At 51.2% G+C, this 24911-nt stretch carries 23 protein-coding genes; 13 read left to right on the top strand and 10 right to left on the bottom strand.

The window, feature by feature from the left end; genetic code table 11:
* Positions 1–4 precede the first annotated feature (4 nt).
* Genes KI809_RS13010 through KI809_RS13000 form a run of 3 tightly spaced genes read right to left on the bottom strand, consistent with a single transcriptional unit; the run spans position 5 to position 4558 of the window.
* Positions 5–2512, bottom strand: coding sequence for a mannose-1-phosphate guanyltransferase (locus KI809_RS13010; protein ID WP_214172002.1), 2508 nt, complete (start codon positions 2510–2512; stop codon positions 5–7).
* Between the two features lie 52 nt (positions 2513–2564).
* On the bottom strand, positions 2565–2930 hold the full coding sequence (locus tag KI809_RS13005) for a response regulator (protein ID WP_214172001.1): 366 nt from the start codon (positions 2928–2930) through the stop codon (positions 2565–2567).
* Between the two features lie 2 nt (positions 2931–2932).
* Complete coding sequence (locus KI809_RS13000; RefSeq protein ID WP_214172000.1) at positions 2933–4558, bottom strand: sensor histidine kinase; 1626 nt, start codon at positions 4556–4558, stop codon at positions 2933–2935.
* A 163-nt stretch (positions 4559–4721) separates the two neighbouring features.
* Between KI809_RS13000 and gatC the strand changes: the two genes are divergently transcribed.
* Complete coding sequence (gene gatC / locus KI809_RS12995) at positions 4722–5009, top strand: Asp-tRNA(Asn)/Glu-tRNA(Gln) amidotransferase subunit GatC (protein WP_214171999.1); 288 nt, start codon at positions 4722–4724, stop codon at positions 5007–5009.
* A gap of 90 nt (positions 5010–5099) precedes the next feature.
* On the opposite strand, the gene KI809_RS12990 is transcribed toward gatC, so the two are convergent.
* Positions 5100–5489 (bottom strand): PilZ domain-containing protein, encoded by a 390-nt coding sequence (locus tag KI809_RS12990; protein ID WP_214171998.1) that lies wholly within the window; start codon positions 5487–5489, stop codon positions 5100–5102.
* 287 nt (positions 5490–5776) lie between these two features.
* Between KI809_RS12990 and KI809_RS12985 the strand changes: the two genes are divergently transcribed.
* From KI809_RS12985 to KI809_RS12945, 9 genes are all read left to right on the top strand, one after another.
* Positions 5777–6130 (top strand): PilZ domain-containing protein, encoded by a 354-nt coding sequence (locus KI809_RS12985; protein WP_214171997.1) that lies wholly within the window; start codon positions 5777–5779, stop codon positions 6128–6130.
* Positions 6131–6225: 95 nt separating this feature from the next.
* Positions 6226–7653: a DegQ family serine endoprotease gene (locus tag KI809_RS12980; RefSeq protein WP_214171996.1), complete on the top strand. Its 1428-nt coding sequence runs from the start codon at positions 6226–6228 to the stop codon at positions 7651–7653.
* A 65-nt stretch (positions 7654–7718) separates the two neighbouring features.
* Entirely contained in the window at positions 7719–7982 is a 264-nt protein-coding gene (locus KI809_RS12975) for a hypothetical protein (protein ID WP_214171995.1), read from the top strand.
* 69 nt (positions 7983–8051) lie between these two features.
* Positions 8052–9029: an RluA family pseudouridine synthase gene (locus KI809_RS12970; protein WP_214171994.1), complete on the top strand. Its 978-nt coding sequence runs from the start codon at positions 8052–8054 to the stop codon at positions 9027–9029.
* Positions 9026–9823 (top strand): peptidoglycan editing factor PgeF, encoded by a 798-nt coding sequence (gene pgeF / locus KI809_RS12965; RefSeq protein ID WP_214171993.1) that lies wholly within the window; start codon positions 9026–9028, stop codon positions 9821–9823. Before KI809_RS12970 ends, pgeF begins: the two co-directional genes overlap by 4 nt.
* Positions 9820–11067: an MFS transporter gene (locus KI809_RS12960; RefSeq protein WP_214171992.1), complete on the top strand. Its 1248-nt coding sequence runs from the start codon at positions 9820–9822 to the stop codon at positions 11065–11067. The genes pgeF and KI809_RS12960 overlap by 4 nt, the downstream gene beginning before the upstream one ends.
* Before the next feature lie 68 nt (positions 11068–11135).
* Positions 11136–12173: a hypothetical protein gene (locus KI809_RS12955; protein WP_214171991.1), complete on the top strand. Its 1038-nt coding sequence runs from the start codon at positions 11136–11138 to the stop codon at positions 12171–12173.
* Between the two features lie 169 nt (positions 12174–12342).
* A complete protein-coding gene (locus tag KI809_RS12950) occupies positions 12343–14619 on the top strand; it encodes a sigma 54-interacting transcriptional regulator (protein ID WP_214171990.1) in 2277 nt (758 codons plus the stop codon).
* Between the two features lie 254 nt (positions 14620–14873).
* Positions 14874–15053: a ribbon-helix-helix protein, CopG family gene (locus KI809_RS12945; protein ID WP_214171989.1), complete on the top strand. Its 180-nt coding sequence runs from the start codon at positions 14874–14876 to the stop codon at positions 15051–15053.
* 59 nt (positions 15054–15112) lie between these two features.
* On the opposite strand, the gene cysS is transcribed toward KI809_RS12945, so the two are convergent.
* The 5 genes from cysS to KI809_RS12920 all read right to left on the bottom strand — a co-directional run bounded on the left by cysS (position 15113) and on the right by KI809_RS12920 (position 20387).
* Positions 15113–16579: a cysteine--tRNA ligase gene (cysS, locus tag KI809_RS12940; RefSeq protein ID WP_214171988.1), complete on the bottom strand. Its 1467-nt coding sequence runs from the start codon at positions 16577–16579 to the stop codon at positions 15113–15115.
* A gap of 18 nt (positions 16580–16597) precedes the next feature.
* Positions 16598–18265: a glutamine--tRNA ligase/YqeY domain fusion protein gene (locus KI809_RS12935; RefSeq protein WP_214171987.1), complete on the bottom strand. Its 1668-nt coding sequence runs from the start codon at positions 18263–18265 to the stop codon at positions 16598–16600.
* A gap of 18 nt (positions 18266–18283) precedes the next feature.
* Positions 18284–18757 carry a 2-C-methyl-D-erythritol 2,4-cyclodiphosphate synthase gene (ispF, locus tag KI809_RS12930; RefSeq protein WP_214171986.1) on the bottom strand — a complete coding sequence of 158 codons (474 nt, stop codon included), beginning with the start codon at positions 18755–18757 and terminating at the stop codon, positions 18284–18286.
* 15 nt (positions 18758–18772) lie between these two features.
* The gene (gene ispD / locus KI809_RS12925; RefSeq protein WP_214171985.1) at positions 18773–19474 is read right to left on the bottom strand and encodes a 2-C-methyl-D-erythritol 4-phosphate cytidylyltransferase; all 702 of its coding nucleotides are present in this window, start codon (positions 19472–19474) and stop codon (positions 18773–18775) included.
* A 208-nt stretch (positions 19475–19682) separates the two neighbouring features.
* Positions 19683–20387, bottom strand: a complete 705-nt coding sequence (locus KI809_RS12920) for a GntR family transcriptional regulator (protein WP_214171984.1) — start codon at positions 20385–20387, stop codon at positions 19683–19685.
* A gap of 164 nt (positions 20388–20551) precedes the next feature.
* On the opposite strand from KI809_RS12920, the gene KI809_RS12915 reads away from it, so the two are divergent.
* Both KI809_RS12915 and KI809_RS12910 read left to right on the top strand, forming a co-directional pair.
* Complete coding sequence (locus KI809_RS12915) at positions 20552–21556, top strand: potassium channel family protein (RefSeq protein WP_214171983.1); 1005 nt, start codon at positions 20552–20554, stop codon at positions 21554–21556.
* Between the two features lie 46 nt (positions 21557–21602).
* On the top strand, positions 21603–22373 hold the full coding sequence (locus KI809_RS12910; RefSeq protein WP_214171982.1) for a sugar phosphate isomerase/epimerase family protein: 771 nt from the start codon (positions 21603–21605) through the stop codon (positions 22371–22373).
* Between the two features lie 10 nt (positions 22374–22383).
* Here the strand turns inward: KI809_RS12910 and cls are convergent, their stop codons facing one another.
* The gene (gene cls, locus KI809_RS12905; protein WP_214171981.1) at positions 22384–23817 is read right to left on the bottom strand and encodes a cardiolipin synthase; all 1434 of its coding nucleotides are present in this window, start codon (positions 23815–23817) and stop codon (positions 22384–22386) included.
* A 233-nt stretch (positions 23818–24050) separates the two neighbouring features.
* Between cls and htpX the strand changes: the two genes are divergently transcribed.
* A complete protein-coding gene (gene htpX, locus KI809_RS12900) occupies positions 24051–24899 on the top strand; it encodes a zinc metalloprotease HtpX (RefSeq protein ID WP_214171980.1) in 849 nt (282 codons plus the stop codon).
* The last annotated feature ends 12 nt before the right edge of the window (positions 24900–24911 follow it).

Raw genomic sequence — 24911 nt, 5'->3', positions numbered from 1 at the left:
ACCCCTATTGCAGTTCCTTCTTCCACTTCTCGACCTTCTTCTGATACTCGGCCAACAACCGGTGAACAACCTTGGGGTCCTTGCCTTCGGCAACGACATGGACGAAAGGCTGGTACTGGTCCGGCAGCACCAGCACCCAGTCCTCGCCAAAATGAACCTTGATGCCGTCGATGAAGGTTGCCTCGCAGTCAAGGCTGTCCTCGCTCATCTTGCGCATGATCCCCCCCTTCATCTCCCAGGCGCAGGTAATGCGGCTCTGCAGAAATGTCCGGTGGGGAATCTCTCCGTATATGACCGACATCGGCACACCAGAGGTTGCCAGCAGTTCCACGGTCTTGACAACGGTAAACATGCCGTCAAACCCGGTCTGAAATTTGGGAAAGGCAAAGCGGCCGTCCATTGAACCGGCCATAATGACTTCGGAGGCGAGAGACGCCTCGATCATGGCGCGTTCCGAGTTCTTGGTCCTGATTACGGCGCACCCTTTTTCGCTGGCCATGATCTCGACCACCGACGGCGCTGATACCGGCACGGCAAAGGTACCTTTCTGGCCGCTCCGCAGAAACAGCGCCACCATCAACGGCAGGGTCTCCTCGGCAGTGTAGACTTTGCCGGTCTCGTCAACAACGATAACCCCTTCCACGGTGGGGTCCAGCCAGAAACCGGCCCTGGCCTCCAGAGAAGTGACGATTTTCGACAACTGGCTGAGGCTCTGCGGCCGCTCATCGGCGTTCTTGATGCCCCGTTCCTCGTCGACATAGGCGTTCAGGGCAATCACTTCGATGCCGAGATCGTTCATGATCGGCGGAAGAAGCTGCCCGGCCGGCGAGTGATTGAAATCGATAACGATCTTGGAGTTCTGCTTTTTCAGGAGATCGCGATTTACTCCCCGGGCAAACCCTTCCCGGTAAAAATCGATAACCTGGGGCAGTTCGGTGATCCCTCCCGGCTCCTTGTGGTGCGCCCGCCGGAAATTCTCCTTGAAAAATATCCGTTCCACGTTTTTCGCCATGGAACTGGAGAAATCGAGGCCATCGCCATCAAGAAAGACAATCTCGGTCAGTGCCGGGTCTTCCTGGCTCTGCCGGAAATGGACCCCGCCGACCTCGCCGAAGGTTTTCAGCTTGTAGCGCACGATCGGCAGCGGCATCATCTTCAGGTCGCGGACATTGACCCCTGCCGACAATATGCCGCCAAGAAAACTCCGCTTGAGCATCCGGGAAGCGAGAAAGGCGTCGCGGGCAGCCAGGACGAAACTCCCTTTGGGAAGCGACGTGCCGTAGGCGCACCCCAGCTTGGCAACAAACTCAGGGGTCAGCTCGACATTGGTCAACCCCTTGATGATCGCCCCTTCAAAAAGCGACTTCTTCCATTTTTCGCCCCAGATCATGTTGTCAGTGACTGTAGCGCCCGCCTCGATCAGCTTGCGCGGCCAGACCTTGACGTCGCGCTTGATGTAGGCCTCTTCGCCGATCGAGGTATCATCGGCGATGATCCCTCCTTCTTCGATCACCACCCCCTGGCCGACACTGACATTGTTGCAGATAACGGAATCAACGATCTTGGCCCCTTTTTTCAGGTAGACGTTGTCCCAGATCACGCACCGGGACAGTTTCACCCCCGGTTCGATGGTGCAGTTACGGCCGATAACCGAATCCTTAATCTGGCTGCTGCCGAAGATCTGCGAGTTGTCGCCAACTACCACCGTGCCGTCGAGCAGCGCGGATTCATCGAGGCGGACATCGGTGCCCAGCCGGAGGTCACGCCCGACCACATCCTGTTTCGGCTCGTCGATCTTGACGTTTATCCGCCCCCGGAAGATGTCGTGGTGCGCTTCGCGGTATGAATCGGTGTTGCCGACATCACGCCAGTAACCCTTGATCGGATAACCGAAAAGCTGCTCCTTTTTCTCCAGAAGCATCGGGAAGAGGTCCTGGGAAAAGTCAAAGTTTTCATTGGCCGGGATAAAATTGAAGATCTCCGGCTCAAAGACATAAATGCCGGTATTGATCGTATCGGAGATAACCTCGCCCCAGCCCGGCTTTTCCAGGAACTGGATGATGCGCCGCTCTTTGTCGGTGATCACGACCCCGAACTGCAGCGGGTCTTTTACCGAGGTCAGCGTTATGGTGGCCAGCGCCTTGTTGTCACTATGGAAATCCATGACCTTTTTCAGGTTGAAGTCGGTCAGGAGGTCGCCGCTGATGACCAGGAACCGTTCATCAATATATTTTTCGGCGCATTTCACCGCACCGGCAGTGCCCATATCTTCAAGAGGGGTAACATAGGTGATCTTGACGCCGAAATCCGAACCATCCCGGAAAAAGTTCTTGATCACGCTCGGCTGATGATAGAGCAGCATCACCAGGTCGGTTATCTCGTATTTCTTGAGCAGTTCCACAATGTGCAGCATTATCGGCCGGTTGATGAGCGGAATCATCGGTTTGGGCATATTGCAGGTAAGTGGCTGGATCCGAGTGCCGAATCCGCCGGCCATGATTACTGCTTTCATAAAAAAAGAGCTCCTTATATCGGTAGAAAGTTCGGAGAGAACCGTTCAGGAATTACCTGTTCTGCTTCTTTGCCAGCACTTTTTTTATTTCATCCTTCAGCTCCTGCAGATCGCTGGATTTTACGACATAGCCGTCTGCCAGCCAGGCGGAAAAATCATCCTTGTAACAGGAAAACGCCGAGCACAAGACAACCGGCAGGTCGTGCCTGTCCTTGACGATCTTCTGCAGGAGATCGAGGCCACTCTCGTTCTTCAGCTTGATGTCGAGCAGGATCAGGTCAAACTGCTCATTCTGCAGTTTTTCCACAGCCTCAACCGCCGAACCGGCGGTGACCACGTCATACCCCTCTTCGCCAAGCTCCTGCGAATAGAGCAATCTGATGCTGGATTCATCATCTACGACCAATAACCTTGCCATTGTTACTCCTCCTTCTGCAAATGCAGCCTGATAATATATCGCATCCCACCCCCTTGAGACCTTTCAATCTCAAGGCTGTTTCCAGACTTTTCCAGAATTGTCCTGCATATCGGCAGTCCGACCACTCCTGCCACCCCAAGCTCCTGAGTTGATGAAAACGGCGTTGCCATGGTTTCCCAGACATCTTCCGGCAAAGAGCCGTTTTGATCGTAAATCTCCAGCATAACCACATGGTCCCACCACCTGCTGCACACCAGGAGTTCGCCACCGGGGGACCGGTTTTCAAGCGCAGTAACCAGCAGGGTCCGAACGCAATAGGAAATCTGTTTGTAGTCTATCAGCACCGTGGGAAGATCTTCGGCAAGCTCAAAACGACAGGAGCAGTCAACCGCGGCAAATTTGGGCTGCAGATCCCGGCACGAGTCCTCCAGCAACTGATTAAGGTCCCACTGATCCTTTACCGGGTACAGGGAATCGGAATAGTTCAAGATCTCGACCAGGACATCTTCCAGCTGCCGCGCTTCCTGGATTATTGACGAGAGGTATTCCTTCTTCGGGTCATCCACTTCGATGCTCTTCAGCAGCGATCGGGCAAAGCCGCCGATAACCATGAGCGGATTCCTGATGGAGTGGGCAATGCTTGAAGTGATCCGCCCGACAAGGGCCATCTTCTCCATTTTGACGATCAGTTCCTGCTGCTCCTGCAGTTTGCGGTTGGCAAGGGTCAGCTTGTCCACCTCTTCATGCAGCTGCTCGTAGAGAGAGGCCCTGACCAGGGCAAACGCCACCGGAAAGGCAAAGGTCTCTATCGACTGGATGTCCTGATGAGTTATGGCCCGCTGGGTAATAAAGTTGTCGGCAATCAGTACCCCGATTTTGCGGTTACCCGAGATGAGGGGCATGACCAGAAAGCTGTCAACATTGAGAATTTCGGCAAACTCCCGGGAAACCAGCGGATTATTGAAAGCCTCCACCACCAGGATAGGCCGCTTTTCGTGCAGTGATCTGGTGAGGATGTGCGTCTGGTCTTCAAGCGGCACTGAAAGCCGTTCCAAAATGTCCTGAAATTTGACTTTTTCGGAGAAGAGCTTGTTCTCCCTGAAAAATTGCGCCATCTCCTTGAGGGTCAGATTGGTCTGCTCCACCTCTTGCCAGATGTGCCACGCCTCTTCATAACTCCTGGGACCAACCCCCAGGTATCCCCGCAGGTAATTCTGGTCTTTGTCGCACATCAGCAGGAAAGCCCGGTTCATGCCAAACCCTTTGCCGGCGGTAATGGCAGTCATGGCAACCGACAAGACTTCATCCAGGTCCATCGAGGTTTGCAGCACCGTACTCAATTCATGAAGAAAGCGGATCTCGCGGGTTTTGCTGTTGAGAAATCCGTCCATTGATTCCAGCCGAACCCGCAAATCAACGAGTTCGACAGTCAGGATCTTCAGTATGGGCGCCAACGGTTCACCGGCACTTTTCATCCCTTCAAGTTCCGAGATGAACCGCGGGCAATTCGAGCATTTCTCTATGACCCTGCGCTCATGGGAGACAAGCAGATCCTCTTCACCCGGTTCGATATACGGGCAATCCCCGGGAGAGATAGTTACATTATGCCAACAGCATTGCAGGTTCAAACATCCCTCCAGCCTTGCTAATGCAATATCAACGGGTTTCAGTATAGCAGCCCCCTGCTTCATTTCAAGCTGCTGCCGGTGCAATCTTCTCAGCCTTGCCATTTTAGGCGGGCCATGATAAGAACAACAAAATAGTCACGGTATTTATTAGTGAGGGGCAGAAATGAAAATTACCAGGGAAGATGTCGAAAAAGTTGGGCAATTGGCGCGTCTGGAGCTGAGCGGAGACGAGATCGCCACACTAACCGGCCAGATGGATGCCATTCTTTCTTATGTTGAGAAACTGAATGAACTGGAAACGGACCACATTATCCCGACTGCCCATGCTGTCCCGCTGGAAAATGCCTTCAGAGCGGATATTACAACGCCGTCAATTGGCGCTGTCAATGCACTCTCGTCAGCACCGGACCGGGTGGATGATTTTTTCCGGGTACCGAAAGTGATCGAATAACCGGCTGTTATCATTTAAGTCCTGTAAAAAAAGGGGGCGGCTCAATCGAGTCGCCCCTTTTTAATACCCATACTCCCGTGACCATCCATTTTATACGGCTTTTTTAACCTCGCCACCCGACTGTTGCAACGAATTGATAAACTCCTGCATGACACTGTCGGAATCACCGGTATTATAGGCAATTATATTGCGCAGCTGGGTGAAAGAATCAAGGTCCATTTCCTGAAAATGCACGACAATCAGGCCGTCGTCGGCTCTGAGTACCGTCCCGACCAGAGAGATTGAGACTTCAAGACGCTGCATGGTCCCCACCAGATACAGGGTCACCCTGGCCACATCTCCTTTTTTCAGATTCTCCGAAGTTTTTAGGCAGACGCCGTTCAGGCTGAGGTTTTCTATCTCTGATTTGAACGATTTCGCCTGACAACTGACAAAGGCTTCAACTCGTATCGGCACGCGGGTAAATTTTCGTTTTTCCATGGATCTTCTCCTCTTGCCTACGGTTGCATGCTCCTTAAATAGTGGTGCATCCATTTTTAGTGCCGGCGCCACCAATCCGTAACAACCTGAAAAATAAGAGCTATCATCAACCAAGCTGTGTAGCAGATAGTAACAGCTGTACAGATCTGTAACAGACGAGTCATTGCCTGAGCAGATCACAAAAAGTTTAAGCTCCCAGATCCTATTAATTAATAGCAAGACTTGCATTAAAAGCCGCCCATGGTACCCTTATGTTCGCTATATGCTGGCAGAGGAGGCAAAGTGTAATGGAAGGACGAAGAGACAAGCGGGCACAAGTCCAGATTGGCTGCTGGATCGTCAGCCCGGGTGGGGAATCCTGCTGTTGCTCAACATTCGATATTTCCGACAATGGCATATCCATAGCCACCAATTCTCCCCTTCCGGTTGGGCAGACAATATGCCTTCAGTTCTACACCCCGCAATCCGCATCAGCTCTCTCCATATCGGCAGAGGTTATCTGGAGCAATACCGGCCAGGACAGTGCCATGGGGCTCAGGTTTCTGAACATTACCGAAGAAGAGGTTAAACAGCTCCGGGAAATGACCGCCCAGATGCTCCAACGCGAGCACAGCGCCAAGCAGCGCCACAAACTTCTCTGAAAACCTGCTTCCTGCAATTGACATCCGCCCTGCTTTTCGCTAACATTGCTGCAGTTTCAAGCACTTAATCTCAGATCATACGAGGTGTAGCTTCAATGAAACTGCGCGTGATCGTTTTAGCATCGATTCTGGCTCTGCTTGCGGTTCCAGGATGCAACAAGAAAGAAGCAGCCACTCCTTTCACAGAATCCACCAGACCCCAGGACGCTCCGGTCAAAGATGTCCCCAAAGACATTATCGTCTCGCAGCAGGCGTTCATGGCGGTTGCCAAGACTGTTACGCCATCGGTAGTCAACATCTCAACGGTAACCAAAAAGCGCGTCATCCAGCCGTTTTTCGAGTTTTCACCTTTCTTTGACGATTTTTTCGGTGGAGGACAACCCCGTCCGCGATATCGCAAAGAGAGCAGCCTTGGTTCAGGGTTCATAATCAACAAGGAAGGGTACATTATCACCAATGATCATGTGGTCAAGAATGCCGACACCATTCAAGTAAAGCTATCGAATGACAAGGTGTACAGTGCCAAGATTGTGGGTGAAGACCCTAAAACCGATATAGCAGTGATCAAGCTGATTGGTGCTTCCGACCTTCCGGTATCGGTGCTGGGAGACTCGGACAAGCTGCAGGTCGGACAGTGGGCTATCGCCATCGGTAATCCCTTTGGCCTGGATCGCACGGTAACGGTCGGCGTCATCTCTGCCACCGGCAGGTCAAACATGGGGATTGAGACCTATGAAGATTTCATTCAGACCGATGCCTCTATTAATCCGGGTAATTCTGGTGGTCCGCTACTGAACGTCTACGGCGAAGTGGTTGGGATAAATACGGCGATTGTGGCTGCGGGCCAGGGGATCGGCTTTGCCATTCCGATCAATATGGCAAAAAACGTTGTTAATCACCTCATCAAAAAGGGGAGTGTTCCTCGGGGCTGGCTCGGGGTCTCAATTCAACCGGTAAGCGATGACATCGCCCGCTCATTCGGGCTGAACAAGACTACCGGCGCACTAGTCGCAGAAGTAATGTCAGGCGGTCCGGCGGAAAAAGCAGGCATCAGACAAGGCGACATCATAACCAAAGTTGCCGGTAAAGAGATAAAGAACCCAAAACAGTTGCAGCTGGCTGTTGCGGAAATTCCGATCGGCCAGAAAACCGAGATCGAAGTGTATCGGGAAGGGAAGAGCCTGAAAATCACCCTGACTGTTGCCAGCAGTGATAGTGCTGAAGCAAGCGCAGCACATTCAGCCGAACCTGCAGCAGGTTGGTTTGGGCTTTATGTTGATGAAATCCCCAGGAACATGCGCAGTTCCGGGGTTAAGGGAGTGATTGTAACCGAAGTTGACCCCGAAGGTCCGGCAGCAGAATCCATGCAACCAGGAGATCTGATTGTCTCGGTTAACCAGCGGCGAGTGGCAAATCTTGACGAATACGGCAAGGCCATGAGAGAAGCAGAAAAGCGTGGCTCAGTTGCCCTTCTGGTCAAGCGTGGCAATGCCAGCATTTACGTTGTTCTCAGATTACGCTAGAATCTGGCTGAAGATCATGTATACTTGCAAACTGATTTCAACCTATACAGTGGAAGCGGTTTTTCATGAATTTAATAGAAAATAGCGATCAGGCAAGGCGTCTGGCCAGGGCAATCCTTTCGGACGTAGCCCTCTATAATCAGGAAAAAGTTTTAGAAGGAATCAAGTCGGATACGATCTTTGAGATCCTTGCCGCTGAACTGGAAGAGGGGAAACAGCACTTTATCTCCAGAGTGTCTCCAGAACTGGCTTCCTCAAATATCTATGAGCTCGCGGTTGTTGATGTCCTGATCAAGCGAGCCGGCAAAATCGAATCCACCATTTGGTAGTATCGTTAACAGACAACTCTTTCAAGGCGCGATATCTCGTCGCGCCTTCGTTTTTTCCGGAATCCCGCTGTGAATATCATAGAAATTGATTTCCCCGAAGATAGTGCAAGCGAACGACTCGATCAGTTTATTGCTAACAGCATTGCCGAACTCTCCAGAGCATCGGTCCATCGGCTTATTGCTGCAGGTGAGATAACGGTAAATGGCCTTGAAGCCAAGCCTTCCCTGAAACTGAAAGGGGGCGAGCATATTTCCGTCAACTTGCCGCCACCGGAGTCTTGCGAAGCTGATCCGGAAGATATCCCCCTTGATATCCTCTATGAAGACAGTGATGTCATTGTCGTCAACAAACCAGCCGGCATGGTGGTTCATCCCGGTGCCGGCAACTCCCACGGCACCCTGGTCAACGCTCTGCTTGGCCATTGCACCGATCTCTCCGGGATTGGCGGGGCTATCCGCCCCGGAATAGTGCACCGGATCGACAAGGATACGTCTGGCGTCATCATCGCCGCCAAAAATGATCATGCCCATCAATCACTGGCGCTGCAGTTCAAGGAACACACCATCAAAAGAGTGTATTTTGCCTTGGTGTTCGGTTCCCCGAAGACCGACACCGGACATATCTCATCGGCCATCGGCAGACACCCGGTAGATAGAAAAAAGATGTCAAGCAAGTCAAAATACGGCAAAGAGGCTGTAACCCACTGGAAGGTTCTGGCCAGATATGAAGGCGTTACCCTGATGAGGCTCAGGCTTGAGACCGGAAGAACCCACCAGATCAGGGTGCATATGTCTGAAGCGGGCTATCCGCTTGTCGGTGATCAGCTGTATGGCACTGAAAGCCGATTGATGGCAATCCGCGACACGCGCGTCCGCGCCCTGTTGAAAAGCCTGTCTCGTCAAGCGCTTCATGCCAAGACCCTCGGGTTTATTCATCCAACAAGCGGTCAGTACCTGGAGTTTGATACTGATCTGCCTGAGGATATGCAGCGAGTTCTGCAGCAGATGGAAGTCCAGCAGCAAAATAGTGAAGGAGTATGTTCATGAAACAGTCCAAAATCAGTAAAATTCATTATATGGAACCGCAATTAGCTACAGCTACTACGAGTGTGGTTGCAGGCTTCACCACCCGTCACGAAGGAGTATCGCGCCCGCCATACAACTCTCTGAACCTTGGACTCAACACCAATGATTCATCGCACAATGTTCAGGGTAACAGAAGTCTGCTGGCCAGGGCTTTTGGCGCAAAAGTAGAGCAGTTGCTCACTGTCACCCAGGTTCACGGTACCGACCTCCTGGTTGTAGACAGCCCTAATCAGGATGTTACCCATTTTCTCAAAGTTGAATGTGACGGCATCATTACTAATCAACCCGGGATAATGATCGGCATCGGCGTTGCTGACTGCGCACCTGTCCTCTTGCTGGATCCGGTCAAACGTGTTGTCGCTGCACTTCATGCCGGGTGGAAAGGCACCGCATCCGGTATCGTGCGCAAAGGCGTAGCGGCAATGGCCACCAATTTCGGCTCAAACCCGGCTGACTTGGTCGCTGCCATCGGCCCGGCCATCGGCCCGTGCTGCTATGAAGTCGATGAGCCGGTTCGTGCAGCATTCTCAGCCGAAAGGGACACCTGGGATAAGTCGGCAGAAGAAAAAGCCCCGGGAAAATGGAAGCTTGACATTGCCGCTGCAGTTACCCTTCAACTAAAAGACTCCGGGGTTCTTCCCGAAAATATCGAGACATCGCAACAGTGCGTGTGCTGCATTCAGGAGCTTTTCTTCTCATACCGGCGGGATAAAGGCGAGACCGGTCGCCACCTCGGTTTCATCATGCTCAAATGAAGCTTCGCTGGCGCATTTTTACCGTCTTTTCCCTCCTTTACTGTCTGGCGTATTTTTATAGAGTTACAATGGCAGTGCTGGCAGACGACATCTCCCGGGAGATGTCGATTTCTCCAGCCCAGCTCGGGACCCTTTCCGGCTCTTTCTTTTATGCCTTTGCCTTGACCCAGCTTCCTCTTGGCCCCCTTCTCGACCGCTTCGGCGGCAAGCGGATCGTCGTGCTTACCGGGATTATCACAACTTTAGGGGTCATTGCTTTTGCCCTCTCCCACAGTTACCCGCAGGCGCTGGTTGGTAGGATACTGATAGGCATCGGTTCGGCATCCGTTCTGATGGGCGCACTGCGAGTATTCACCAATTGGTTTCATGGCGATGAATTCGGACGAATTTCAGGGTTCATCATCGCAATGGGGAATATCGGCAACCTTGCGGCAACAGCCCCACTTGCCTGGGTTTCCAACCATGTCGGCTGGAGACCGGTATTCCTGGCCGCTGCCTGTATTCAGGCATTTTTTTTGATTCTTGCCTACAAATCGGTTGCTGAGCACCCCACTCTCCCTGATGCTGAGCAACCCCAGCCATCTCCACTGAACCTGGACGGCCTGAAAGAGATCTTTGCCAACCGTTCCTACTGGCTGATATCTTTTACCGCTTTCAGCTGGTACGCCTGTTATATGGCTGTTCAAGGGCTCTGGGGAGGCCCCTACCTGATGGGGGTAATCGGCCTTTCCAAGGTGGGTGCCGGGCGGATGCTGCTGGCGACGTCGCTCGGCTTTCTTGTAGGCTGCCTGTTCATCGGCGAGGTAACCGAAAAATTTACGCGATCTCCCAAGAAGACCATTTTTTTCGGGCAAGCTGCTTTTCTGCTTTTCATGTCGCTGTTTCTCGGCCCCATGGAGCACATTCCGTTACCCTACCTGCCGCTGGTTTTCTTTCTCATGGGGCTGACGGTCTCATCAGGGGTTGCTGTCTATCCCTTGATCCGTGAAAGCTTCCAGCACAGAATTACCGGCACTGCCCTTACGGCAGTGAATTTTTTTATTCTGCTTGGAGCAGCAACCGTCCAGCAGGCCATGGGAATCCTTATTTCCAGATTCCCGAAATCAGCTCAAGGGATTTTCCCCTCTGTCGCTTATCACCAGGCCTTTATGCTTCCGCTTGCGCTCATTGTCATCTCGACGCTACTCTTCCTCTGGGTCCGCGACCCTCGCCGTTCGGCACCGGCTGTTTTCTCTGGTCAATGATTTGCCTCTCTGTTATAAGTACGCAGACGATCATCTCGCACCGTGATAACCCCTCAAGGAGGCCTGGAATGACGCGTTTCTCCCTTTTCCTACTGCTTACTCTGGTCACCCTCAGTTCTGTCGGTTGTTCGCACAATTACTACAACATTCCCCGCGAAACATACGAGCAAAAGGTCCGAACACTCGGGGTAGCGCCGATTTTCGTTGATGCCGATTCGGATATTCGCCATCCGGAACGTGACACCCTGGTTGCCCTGCTCAAAGACTTCAACCGCAAGAATGAAGCAGAACTTGTTGCCGGAATAAAAAATGCCGGCAATTATTTTTCCGTGGCACTTTTGAACGACGATGCCGACAAACTTTTCTCGAACATTTTTTTTCGCAGAGAAAAGCGGGATGATGCCGGCATTATTTACAATAAGTATTTTTACAAAGGCCCGGAAATCAGGGATATCATCTCGAAAAACAGCCTTGATGCATTATTGCTGCTGGTGGTAAGCGGCATAACCACTCGAGAGAATGTCTATTCAAGCAACCTGCTGTCAAAACTCGATTCTGACTACAATTATTTAATTGTGAGTGGACAGATCATTGATGCCGAAGGCAATGTTCTCTGGGAATTTCCGAACTTCCGGCAACGTCGGCTTACCTACCCCAAATTCCTGGCGCTGCAGTACCCCGACTTTGACGAAGCTGCTGCGAATGAAACCGACAAGGTTGAAGTAAAATTCCGGACCATTCCAGGCATCAACCGATTTCTCGGCAAGAGTTCGCCATCTTCATTTAGAAGCAAGGGCTCGGTTTCCGATGCTTACAGCGCAATATTCGATGATATGATTTCCATGCTGCGCCATCCGTCTAATCCTTTTGGTGGAGACAAAAAAGAAAAGACTCAACCACAGCCCCAGCTTCAGAACCAACCTGCTCCGGAAAGGCAGCCTCAACCAGCGCCTCCTGCCCAGCCAACCCCGGTGAAGAGTGACGTTCCAGTTCCCTCCCGGAATGTGCCGCCACCGAAGATCGATGCCCCTGTGACAATCCCCTCTCCGCCGGGCTCACCCGCTGGCGAGTCAATCAACTCACCAACAATCGCTCCCGCTAACTAGCCAGCGGTGCTATTCATTAAAAGGCCCGGCCTGATTTTTTCAGGTCGGGTCTTTTTGTGCCACCACTGACACGCTGCGTATACACTGTGCCATTTATTGCACAATGGATCTTTTTAGGTTAACATACCGGCCACAAGATATTTAACAGCCCGAACCGGCAAGGATGAACATGCAACCGATTGTTACCCTCACAGACAGATGCAGAAAATGCTACTCCTGCGTACGAAGCTGCCCGGTAAAGGCACTTAAGATCGAAAAAACCCACCCTGAAATAATATTCGACCGGTGCATTGGTTGCGGCAACTGCCTGGAAACCTGCCCCCAGAAAGCAAAGGTCGTTGCAGACAAGGTTCAATCAACGGAACTATATCTTTCTTCTGACGAGCCAGTAATTGCCGTTCTCGGCTCATCATTCCCGACTTTTTTCCATCATGTATCCCCAGGCCAGCTTGCCAGCGGCCTAAAAAAGCTTGGGTTCGCAGAGGTCCACGAAGGAGCTTACGGTGCGGAGCTTATTGCCCCAGCCTATGCAAAGGCAATTGAGGCGTCCTCCTTACCTCTCATCTCCTCCCACTGCCCGGCAGTAGTCGACCTTATAGAAAGACACTACCCTAAGCTCATCGAAAATCTGGTACCCGTTGTATCGCCAATGATTGCAATGGGCCGCTTCCTCAAGACCTCGCACAGCCGGCCGGCAAGGGTCATCTACATAAGCTCGTGCATTGCCGCAAAATTTGAAATCCAGGCAGAAGATGCTACCGGTGCCATTGACATAGTCCTGACCTATCAGGAACTCGACGCCATGTTCCGCGCCCGTTCGATTTCCCTGCCAGCCCTTACAGAAACCCCTTTTGACGGCATTCAACCTCATCAGGGACGACTTTTCCCGATAACCACCGGCTCCTTTCATGCCCTTTCCATAGCTACCGACCCACTTGATACCGATGTGGTGAGCGTCAGCGGCGAAGTCAATGTCATGGGCATTATCGGAGACCTGGCAGCCACCCGCATTACTCCACGGATAGCTGATCTTCGTTTTTGCTATCACGGCTGTATCGGCAGCCCTTGCGAAAACAGGGAGATCACGGAATTTTTCAAGCGGAAACTGATCATCAATCACTACACGAAAAACTTTCCTTATCGCACATTGTCCAAATACACAGGAGACCACAGCCGACCTGACGTATCGAGATCGTTTCAATCCAAGCATGTGAAGCTTCCTACGCCCCGCGGAGGAGACATCAAGTCCGTACTTCAGACCACCAACAAATTTACCCGCAAAGACGAGCTGAACTGCCGGGCATGCGGCTACAAGACCTGCAGGGAATATGCGGTCGCCGTGTTCCAGGGTCTGGCAAATCTTGAAATGTGCCTTCCTTACAATGTGCAAAAGCTTGAGGAAGACCGGGGTCTGCTGATCCAGAAGTACGAGCTTGCTCGACGCGAACTGGAAAAGGAATATGGTGATGAATTCATTGTGGGCAACGACGAAAAGACCGTCGAAGTGATTGACCTGATCAAACAGGTCGCCCCCACGCCAACCACTGTCCTGATTCGGGGTGAATCCGGAACCGGCAAGGAACTGGCAGCTCGGGCAATCCACAAATACAGCCTCAGAAACGACAAGCCCTTGGTCACGCTAAACTGCACCACGTTGACGGACTCACTCCTGGAGAGCGAACTCTTCGGCCATCGCAAGGGGTCGTTTACCGGTGCCCTTGCCGACAAAAAGGGACTTTTTGAGGCAGCAGACGGTGGCACGATATTTCTTGACGAAATAGGCGACATCACCCCAAAGCTCCAGGCGGAGCTACTGAGGGTGCTCGACTCCGGTGAAGTAAGGCCTGTAGGCGGAACGCAGCCCAAAAAAGTTGACGTGCGCCTGATAGCAGCAACCAACAAGAACCTTGAAGAAGGAATACGCAATAACTGGTTTAGAGAAGATCTCTTTTACCGCCTGAACGTATTCGCCATCACCATGCCGCCATTACGGGAGAGAATGGGATCACTCCCGCTACTTGTCCACCATTTCCTCGAAAAGGCCAGGAAAAAGCTGAACAAAAATATTGTCGGGATTGAAGATCGAGCCATTAAAGCGATGCTGCAGTACCAATGGCCGGGAAACATCAGAGAAATGAAGAACGTTCTCGAGCGGGCCGCCGTCCTCACCCATGATGAATTAATCAAGCTCGGCAATCTGCCGCTGGTTTTTGCCGAAAACTATGCTGACGGGGCCTCAGAACTCCCTGATTTACGCTCGTTCAAGAATGAACGAGAACCGCATGTATTGCGTGTTGAGAAAAAACTGATCCAGCGCTACCTCTCCGATTCCGGGGGCAATGTCTCTCAGGCAGCCAAACTTGCCAACATCCCTCGCCGCACATTTTACCGCTTGCTCGACAAGCACGGCTTAAAGTGCCGCAGCGAAAACACCCCGGATAATTAGCCATCTCTCCATAACCACAAGCTCATTCTCCCAACATGTGCCACATGTGACAAAAATCCCCACTTTCCGCCAAGGTGTGCCATACGCGGCACACCTTGTATACAACATCAAGCCCACTCTCCAGTCTCGTCTATTTTTACGTCTGTAATTCAAGCAAGTTACAAGAGATGCCTCACTTGGCACACCCTTAGCATTAATGAGTTTATTATTTACTTAAAAAACAAAACCACTGAAAAAATAAGGAGGAGAATGAAATGGGAAAAATGAGAGAAAATCCGCGGTACAATGTAATCTCGATGAGGATCAGCGATGAGGAGAGGGCCACCCTTGACAACATCATGTATTCGACCAACAAAAGCGTTTCACAGCTCATGCGCGAAGCCATGGAACTCATAAAGCTCCAGGCAGAGACAACTGTTAGAAAAGCTGCATAAGGCTTAATAAAGCATAATAGATACAGTAAAGGCCGCGTTAGCGGCCTTTACTGTATCTATTATTTTACCTTCCAAACAGTCCCTTGCGGCCCGTCGAGCAGTTCAATTCCCTGACTGAGCAATGAATCCCTAATCTCATCACTTCGCTTGAAATCCTTTGCCTTGCGAGCAGCGGCACGCTCTGCCAGCAAACGCTCAATCTCTTCCGGAGCAATTGACATCCCTGCAACCTTGCGCCCTTTTATCCGTTCCAGATACTCGACAGGCGCAGAATAAAACAGTCCGAGAACCTGTCCAACCTCGGTTATTTTTTCGCGCACTGCCGCCAACAGACCTTTCTGCCCTTCGTCCAGAGACGAGACTTCAGTTATGAGCCGATTGGCTGCCCTGACCAGCTCAAAAACATGGGCTAAGGCAAGTGCTGTATTGAAATCATCGTCCATAGCCTCACGAAAGCGGTCTGAAAAAGCCGCAAGCTTCTCCACAAGATCCGACTCAGCTTCACCACCCGAAACTGAAACTGCGGTCATAACGTCAAGGGCTGCGGAGATCGCGGCCAACCCCTTATAGACTCGCTCCAAACCGGCTTCTGCATCATCAAGGTTATGGTCGCAGAAATCTATGGGCGAGCGATAATGTGCTGAAAGCAGGAAAAATCGAAGCACTTCCGGATCGTACTTATCCAGCACTTCCTTGATCGTGAAAAAATTACCGAGAGATTTGGACATTTTTTCCGAGTTAATATTTACAAAACCGTTGTGCATCCAGTAGCGGACAAACTGTTTGCCATTGGCGGCCTCTGACTGGGCAATTTCGTTCTCATGGTGCGGAAATACCAGATCCTTGCCACCACCGTGGATATCAAAAGTCTCACCTAGGAATTTCATGCTCATGGCGGAACATTCGATATGCCAGCCTGGGCGGCCAGGCCCCCACGGGGATTCCCATGCCGGCTCGCCCGGTTTGGAACTCTTCCAGAGGGCAAAGTCCATGGGGTTTTCCTTACGATCATCAACATCAACCCTCGCCCCAGCCTGCATATCTTCAAGATTGCGCTTGGACAGCTTCAGATAACCGGGAAAGCGCTCGACCCGGAAATAGACATCTCCATTTGCCTCGTAGGCATTGCCCTTATCCACCAACCGTTGCACAATTGCGATGATTTCCGGGATATGCTCCGTTGCTTTTGGCTCGAAGGTTGGCGCTTGGATACCAAGAGCCGTCATGTCTTTATTGAACTCCCCGATGAAACGCTCTGCAACTTCACTCCACAGGATACCCTGCTCGTTGGCACGGTTAATAATCTTGTCATCAATATCGGTATAATTACGGATATAGGTAACATCGTACCCGCTGTATTTCAGATATCTGAAAATCATGTCAAAAGCGGTGTATGCCCGGGCATGGCCTATGTGGCAGTTGTCATAGACCGTTACGCCACAGACATACATCTTGACCTTGCCAGGTTCGAGCGGGACAAAATCCTCTTTGCCGCCAGTCAAAGTGTTGTAGATACGGAGTGCCATGGAAATTTCCTCGTTTCTTTACTTTGTCCAGGAATCGCGAAGCGTTACTGTCCTGTTGAATACCGGTTTGCCGGGGGCGGAATCGACCCTGTCGGCGCAGAAATAACCGTTCCGTTCAAACTGGAATCTGGTTTCAGGTTCGACAGTTGCAAGGGATTGTTCCAGTTTGCAGCCGAAAAGGAGCTCGACAGAATTCGGGTTTATCTGTGACTTCCAGTCATCGCCAGAAGGATTAGGAACAGAAAAAAGCCGGTCGTAAAGCCTAACTTCGGCGGTCAGGGCATGCGGTGCCGACACCCAGTGAATTACCCCCTTCACCTTTCGCTCGGAGCCAGGCATGCCACTCTTGGTATCCGGGTCGTAACTGCAGTGGATTTCGGTTATCGTTCCCTTTTCATCTTTAACCACATGAGTGCATTTTATAATATATGCATTGCGCAGCCTGACTTCCATGCCTGGCGAAAGCCGCTTGAACCCTTTGACCGGCTCTTCCATGAAATCATCCTGCTCAATCCAGAGTTCGCGGCAAAATGGGACCGTGCGGCTCCCCAGATCAGGTTTCTGCGGATGATTGGCAACCATGAAATCTTCGGCAGCACCCTCAGGGTAATTGTCCAGCACCAGCTTCAGCGGCCTGAGGACGGCCATGGCACGAGGTGCCCGCTCATTCAGATCGGACCTTACCGACTCCTCTAATATGCTCATGTCGATCCACGAATCGCTGCGTCCAACGCCGATGGTCTCGCAAAAGGAGCGGATGGATTCCGGCGTGTAACCGCGCCTCCTGAGCCCCACCAGGGTAGGCATCCGAGGATCGTCCCAACCTGAGACATCGCCATCCTGGACCAGTTGCAGCAGCTTGCGCTTGCTCATTACAGCGTAAGACAGGTTGAGCCGGGCAAACTCATACTGCCGGGGTTTGGCAGGAACCGGAAGATTCTCCAGAAACCATTCATAAAGAGGCTTATGGTCTTCAAACTCAAGGGTACAAATGGAATGCGTGATCCCTTCAAGTGCGTCGCTCTGGCCATGGGCAAAATCGTACATCGGGTAAATGCACCACTTATCGCCGGCATGCGGATGAGTGGCGTGCAAAATCCTATAGATTACCGGATCTCGCAGATTCATATTCGGAGAAGCCATGTCGATCTTGGCGCGCAGAACCTTTGCTCCATCCGGGAATTCCCCGGCGCGCATGCGACGAAATAGATCGAGATTCTCGTCAACCGTTCGATCTCTGAACGGGCTCTCTGCCCCAGGCTCAGTCAAGGTTCCACGGTTGACCCGGATCAGATCTGCAGTCTGATCATCAATATAAGCCTTGCCGGCACCTATCAGGTATTCGGCCCAATCATAGAGCTGGTCGAAATAATTCGATGCATAATAGAGATGATTACCCCAATCAAAACCGAGCCAACGGACACTCTCCTTGATCGACTCGGTGTATTCTACATCCTCCTTAGCCGGGTTGGTATCATCAAACCGGAGGTGGCACCGGCCATTGAAATCGCGGGCCAGGCCAAAGTTCAGGCATATCGATTTTGCATGACCTATGTGCAGATAGCCGTTCGGCTCAGGCGGAAAGCGGGTAACTATCGTCTGGCATTTGCCGCTATCCAGGTCATCGGCAACTATGTTACGCAAAAAGTTTGCTGCTATAGTCGTTTTTTCGGCAGTATCTGACATCTAAGACCCTCGTTAATCCTATATTGAGATTACTAGCGCCACCGCGTAAGAGGCGATCCCCTCACCGCGTCCGCAGAACCCGAGTTCTTCTGTGGTGGTGGCCTTGACGTTTATCTGGTCTACGGCACAATTCAGAGCCGCCGCAATGTTCTCACGCATCTGCGGGATATGCGGCGCCATTTTAGGCCGCTGGGCGACAATGGTGGCGTCGATATTGCCAACTCGATACCCCTTTGTCTCAGCCAGGCGGCCCACGTGTCCCAGGAGTTTCAGACTGTCCGCCCCCTTGTAACGCGGGTCGGTATCGGGAAAATGTTTGCCGATATCACCTTCGGCTATGGCACCGAGAATGGCGTCTGCGATAGCATGCAACAGCACATCAGCATCCGAATGCCCCAGTAACCCCTTCTCCCATGGGATATCTACCCCACCGATGATCAGCTTTCGCTCTTCTACGAGGCGATGAACGTCGTAACCATGCCCAATTCTCATCTTTACCCCACTAATTCAAGCCTTCTGATTGCTCTCACTCAAGAAAGCCTCTGCCAGTACGAGATCTTCTGGAGTTGTTATCTTGATATTGCGGTAATCCCCAACAACAACTTGAACCTTACCACCCAATCTCTCGACCAGCGACGAGTCATCCGTACCGAGGAATCCTTCACCTGCAGCCTGTTCATAGGCATTCCGAATGATGCCATAACGGAAAGTCTGGGGGGTCTGGGCGAGCCAGAGCGTGTCACGCTGCGGCGTTCCACAGACGATCCCATCTGCTGCAATCTTTACCGTATCTTTTACCGGAACAGCAACCAGGCCGCCATCAGCTGTTTTTGCCGCGGCAATGCTGTTGGCGATCATCTCTTGTGTCACAAAAGGCCTTACGCCATCATGGACAAGAACCACGTCGTCGGCAGCTGCGTCTCGCACCGCACGCAAACCATTAAGCACCGAGTGCTGCCGCTCTGCACCACCCGGAACAATGGCCCTGATTTTTGTAAAACAATGGGCAGCGACTACCTGTTCGCGGCAGAAGGGGATTTCTGCCTCTGGAGTAATAACATAGATATCATCAACAAGCGGAGAGGCTTCAAATACCGCAATGGTCCGGGCAACAATAGGAGTCCCGGAAAGCAGCAGGTACTGTTTATTGATACCTGCGCCCATTCGTTTGCCCATGCCTGCTGCAGGGATGAGAGCAATCACTTTCATGTCTGGCCTAGAAAACTGGCAGTAAAAAACCGGCTAATTATACGGATGCAGCAATGAAATGACCAGCAAAAATTGAGAGTTAGAGCCGCTGACCAGCTTTTCGAGGATGCTTAGAATTGAAAACAACAATGTGCTATGAATACCGGAGAGTGCTTCATAACCACCTATTATTGCCGTAAAACCAGCAAGGAGAGCAAGATAACTGCAGCTAGAGATCCAGATGTAACATAGCAGAACGTTCCGAAGGCTTCATAGTCGCGGCGGGATCCCCCCCCATCAATACCTTGCCGCCGTATTCAGCATTCTTTCTCACCAGTTTTTCCGCAGCGCCGGGGTTTTTCTTGCGAAACGCGTCGATAATTTTCTCATGTTCTTCAACAGAATTCTTCATTCGGCCTGGAATGCTGAGCGATGCCAGCCGCAACCGCTGGAACTTGCTGACCAACCCATTAATCATTTCATACAGTTTTTCATTATTTGCAGCCTTAATAAACAAATCATGAAAATCGTTATGGACCTTAAAGAACTGTTTAACATCACTACCTTCAGCCAGCATCGCCAGTTTTGAGTTTATTGTTTCGAGCTTCTCAATTTCCTTAAACGAGATGTTCTCACAGGCTCGCTTTGCAGCGTATCCTTCTAAAATGCTCTTAATCGCATAAAATTCTTCAATATCTTTCTCAGAAAAAGCAGCAACAACCGCCCCTTTTCTCGGTATTACCTTGAGATAACCTTCAGACTCCAACTGGCGAAAAGCCTCGCGGATAGGAGTGCGGCTTATACCGAATCGCTCTGCCAACTCAGGCTCAGCAACCTTTTCACCCGCCTTGAGAGAACCTTTAATGATTGCATCCCGTATTGTTTCCAAGATCCTTTCACGTAGAGTAAGGTGTTTTTCAAGGTTTTTTTTCATTATCATTTTCTCCGGAAAGAAATTTCGCAAATTGTATACAGTATACTTAAAAAGTCAAGACCTCTCTTTTTGCTAACAACAAAGCGGTTCGTCTTTTTCTCTTTGATCTCTGCGGCTTGCATTTTGTCATATGCGATAGTAAGCTTTGCCGGAAGGAGTAGGCAATGGATCCAGTTCGACATCTTAAAATATCTTTTTCAGTACTCGTGGCTCTCGTGTCAGTCGGAGTATTCGGATACATGTCGATAGAAAACTGGCGTTTTCTTGATGCCCTATACATGACCATAATCACCCTTGGCACTGTAGGGTTCAGGGAGGTCCATGAACTGAGCGACCCTGGGAAAGTGTTCACCATAGTACTTGTCATATTCGGAGTCAGCGTTTTGGGGTATATCGTAGGAAGCCTTGCCCAGATCATGTTTGAAGGGCAATTCCAGAGGATCATCGGGAGGAAAAAAGTGGAAAAGATGATTGAAGCACTTTCGGACCACTACATCATCTGCGGCTATGGCAGGATGGGCTCACTTATCTGCCGGGAATTCGCCGCTAAACCGCTCCCTTTTGTTGTTGTCGAAAAAAATAGCGAGATCATCGATAAGATAAAAGACGAAGGATATCTATACCTGCATGGCGACTCCACTGATGACGAGACCCTGCTCCGGGCCGGCATCAAGAGAGCTAAAGGGCTGATTTCTGTGGTTACTTCAGACACGGAGAATGTCTACATAACCCTTACAGCTCGCGGACTTAATCCAGATCTTTATATCCTGGCGAGATCAGGGGAAGAGGGCTCGGAAATAAAACTGAAAAGGGCAGGGGCAAACAAGGTAGTTTCGCCGTACCATATAGGCGGCAGCAGGATGGCCCAGGCGATCCTGCGACCGAATGTGGTCGATTTCATTGAAATTGCAACAGGCAGAGAACATCTTGACCTGCAAATGGAAGAGATCGAAATCCCTGAAAAATCGAGATTTGCCGGTGAGACCCTGGTTAGCTGCGGATTCCGCAAGGAAACAGGAGTGATTATAATCGGCGTAAAAAAGACTGACGGGAAAATGGTATTCAACCCTCATTCCCACACCAAATTGGAGGAGAGCGATACCCTGATAATCTTAGGGGAACCCGGCGCCATTGACAAACTGGAGCAGCTGATTGCCTCTCCTGGCTAACGGCCACCTATCTTAATTCTGAAACACTAAAAATTATGGACGGATTATGAAAAACCAAATATTTGCACACCTCCCTTATCGCTACCTCGGCAACTACCTGGAATATATCCTGGAGAAAAATATTTCCCCGGAGATTTTTTTCAATGCAGAAGCTTTGGATACCCTAGTTGTCGAAGAACTTGCAAGCTTTGCCGATGCGCTGAAGTCCGGTGGGATCTTATGCACCATCCATGCTCCGTTCATGGACCTGAATCCAGGGTCGCCGGAGCCGATGATCCGGCGAGCAACCGCGCACCGTTTCAGCCAGGTAATGGATGCAGCCAAGATCCTCAAACCGGTTTCAATGGTCTTTCATCCAGGGTATGATCGCTGGCGGCAAGGCGAGAGTCAGGAAGAATGGCTTGGGTACTGCATGGAAACGTTTAAACCGGTTCTGGAACGCGGCGTGCAAATCGGCACTACCATCACCGTTGAAAACATCTTCGAAACTGAACCGTCGACGCTAAAAGGTCTGCTTGATGCAATGGACTCACCATCATTCAGGCACTGCTTTGATGTCGGCCACTGGAACCTCTTCAAGACTATCGGGATGGAGGAGTGGTTCTCGGTGCTCGGCCCCTATATCGCCCATGTGCATGTCCATGACAATAATGGTTTGCGGGATGATCATTTCCCGATCGGTGACGGCAACATTGATTTCGAGCTTTACTTCAGGCTCATGAAACAATACGCACCAGGCTCAATTTATACAATAGAGGCTCATGACAGAGCAAAAGTGGAACTGGCGCTGGACCGGCTTAGAGATAGGCTCGCCTGAAGCGTGGCCACTAAAGATAAGGTGAGAACAGTTTTGCTGCACAGTCCCGGATCTTTTCTCTAAGCGGGCGGCCATCGACCTCAGCAAGGGTCACCTCGCGCGAGACAGCAATGGCATCAGCAAAGTGAGCGACTAATATTGACGCGAATTCGGTGTCGTACACCTCAAGGTTCAGTTCGAAGTTAAGCCTCAGACTTCGAGGATCGAGGTTTGCCGATCCGATGAGCGCCCAGATATCGTCGATCAGAAAAAGTTTGGTGTGAACAAACGGAGCGGGCTGATAATAAATCTTCACCCCGTGTTGGAGAATCTCCCATAGATAGGCCTTACTTGCCCAATGGACAAATGGGAGGTTATTCTTTTCGGGCAGCACAAGCGTGACCTCTACCCCGCGCATTGCCGCAGTTACCAGTGCAGAGATCAAAGGCCGGTCAGGAATGAAATACGGTGTCATTATGCGCACACTCTGCCGTGCACATGACAACCCGCCCAAAATAAGCCAGAGGAGTTTACGAAACTCTTTATCCGGTCCGTCACTTACCGAGCGAACCAGTGCATTGCCTTTGACTTCAAGCTTTGGGAAATAAACAGGCGCACTAACCAGCTCCTTTGCTACAAAGTACCAGTCTTCGAGGAAAACCCTTTGTAAATAAGCAACAATAGGGCCTTCCACCTTAAAATGCATGTCCACCACAGGCTGACGGCAAACAGGATTTGCAACCATATGCCGCCCGCCGATGTTCATCCCTCCGGTAAAGGCAACAGAGCCATCCACAACAAGGATTTTTCTGTGGGTGCGAAGGTTTACATAACCACCGTATCGTAGCGGAAGAAACCGCCCCACCTGCACCTTTGACCCCTGAAAAAAATCCCTTACAAGCGGTCGTGAATATTTTTCCCCCAGACTGTCCACAATCAGCCTGACATCCACCCCTCTTGAGGCAACATCGATAAGAGCCTCAACAAAGGAACGCCCGACACTGTCGGCATCGAAAATATATGTTGAAATGTGAACTGACTTTTGGGCAGTGCGAATGGCCTCCAGCATCGCAGGATAGGCCGCATCGCCGTTAACAAGAGGGGTAAGCCGGTTCCCTTCAATGAGCGGTGCAATAACAACCCGGTCTGCGAGGGTCATAAGTTCACTCAAATGCTTGGCGTTTTCAGGAAGAGCAAATGCCCTGGGGATTTGCGGAGTACTGGCAAACCGGTCCCAACCGGCAACGCGCCGGCCACTTTCAAGCCACTGCCGTGCCTTCCGATGGATGCGGTTCACCCCCATTGCCCAGTAGAAAACTGATCCGGCAATGGGTAGGGTCAGACAAACGACTATCCACCCCAGTGCGGAGCGAGGATCCCGCTTGAACAGAAGCGCATGAACCCCTCCGGCCAAGGACAGGAAAGCAACAGCTCCAATCAGGATGCTCCAGAAAAAATGATCCATAGCCTCGATGCTTAATTAGGACATTGTCAAGTTATCAAGCTGTTCCATTTTTATCTGTTTACTTTAATGCGAAGGAGGTGGCTGTCAAGCTTTAACGCAGAAAACCAGACAAACACATTTGAGATTTGCTCAAAAACCGGAAGTGACTTCCACTATTGATGTTTTACAGGGCTGTGACTATACTTTATATATGAAAAAGACAGCAAGCCGTTGATTTATTGGGGAGATATTTTATGAACGCACTGAGAACGACATTTCTTATGGCCCTGATGACGACGCTTCTCGTAATTGCAGGGGGTGCCATTGGCGGCAAGAATGGGATGGCCTTTGCCTTGATCATGGCTACCGTAATGAACTTCGTCAGCTACTGGTTCTCGGACAAGATAGTCTTGACAATGTACGGTGCCCGCCAGGTTGAGGAAGCCGAAGCACCTGATCTCGTGAGCATCGTCAGGCAACTCGCCATACAAGCAGGAATGCCGCTGCCTAAAGTTTATTTGATCGACTCACCTACCCCCAACGCCTTTGCCACCGGTCGCAACCCTGAACACGCGGCAGTTGCAGCAACAACCGGGATCATGAGAATCCTGACCCGTGAAGAGCTTATGGGAGTGATGGCTCATGAACTCTCCCATGTCAAACATCGCGACATCCTCATCCAGAGCATTGCGGCAACCTTTGCCGGCGCCATAACCTATCTGGCCAACATGGCGCAATGGGCAGCCATTTTTGGAGGAGGCCGCGATCGTGACGAAGAGGGAGGCGGGTTCAGTATGCTCCTCATGGCAATACTGGCGCCAATAGCAGCAATGCTTATTCAAATGGCGATCTCCCGCGCCAGAGAGTATGAAGCTGACCGGGGAGGAGCCGAACTCTCTCATAATCCGCTCTACCTGGCAGCAGCGCTAAGAAAGCTGCATATGGCCAATCAACAGATCCCCATGGATGCAAACCCTGCCTCAGCTCATATGTTTATCGTAAACCCCTTGACCGGGGGAGGTTTGATGTCGATGTTTTCAACCCACCCACCAATTGAAGAGCGGGTCAGAAGGCTGGAGACCATGGTCTACCGTCCGCGCTGACCCGCAATACCG

Origin of the sequence: Geoanaerobacter pelophilus (assembly GCF_018476885.1) — a bacterium.
Lineage (GTDB): Bacteria > Desulfobacterota > Desulfuromonadia > Geobacterales > DSM-12255 > Geoanaerobacter > Geoanaerobacter pelophilus.
This window is presented reverse-complemented; position numbering and strand designations above follow the sequence as displayed.